This is a genomic window from Stenotrophomonas geniculata ATCC 19374 = JCM 13324 (assembly GCF_001431625.1).
Taxonomy (GTDB): domain Bacteria; phylum Pseudomonadota; class Gammaproteobacteria; order Xanthomonadales; family Xanthomonadaceae; genus Stenotrophomonas; species Stenotrophomonas geniculata.
In genome coordinates this window covers 1-569 of sequence record NZ_LLXT01000065.1, presented here as the reverse complement: position 1 = coordinate 569, position 569 = coordinate 1, and the positions used below count along the sequence as shown (strand labels likewise).

Annotated in this window: 1 pseudogene; it reads right to left on the bottom strand. The window is 66.1% G+C overall.

The features are described from left to right. Positions 1 to 569: pseudogene (locus tag ARC63_RS03495) on the bottom strand (glycerol acyltransferase); the annotation flags it as partial.

The following is a 569-nucleotide window of genomic DNA, read 5'->3' as shown; positions in this document are numbered from 1 at the left end:
GCTCTGGATCAGCGCGAACAGTGGCACCACGAAGATGCCGGTGAACAGGCCGATGCCGATCAGGTTGATGACGATGCGGATGCTGCCCGGCTGCTGCAGGAACGTGCCGATGGTCAGCCCGTGCACCGTTGCTTCGCCACTGCGGGCGAAGTACAGGTCGAGCAGGAACGCGGTCATGCCGAACGCACCCAGCGGCACCAGGCCGATTTCCACCGTGCGTGCCGACAGCTTCTCGCACAGCAGCGAGCCGATGCCGGTGCCGACCGAGAACAGGGCCAGCGCGAAGATGTACAGGGTCGGCTCACCGCCGAGGTTGGTCACGGCATAGGCCGGCAGCTGCGAGGTCAGCACGGTGCCGACGAACCAGAACCAGGACACACCCAGGATCGAATTGCGCACCGCCTTCTGCTGGCGCGCCATGCGCAGCACCGCAAGCGACTCCGGCAGCGGGTTCCAGTTGATCTTCAGGTTCGGGTCGCCGGCATCGACCTTGGGAATCAGGCGCGCGGCGATGTTGCCGCAGATGGCCAGCGCGATGATCGCGCACGCTGCCACTACGGTGCCGTGGC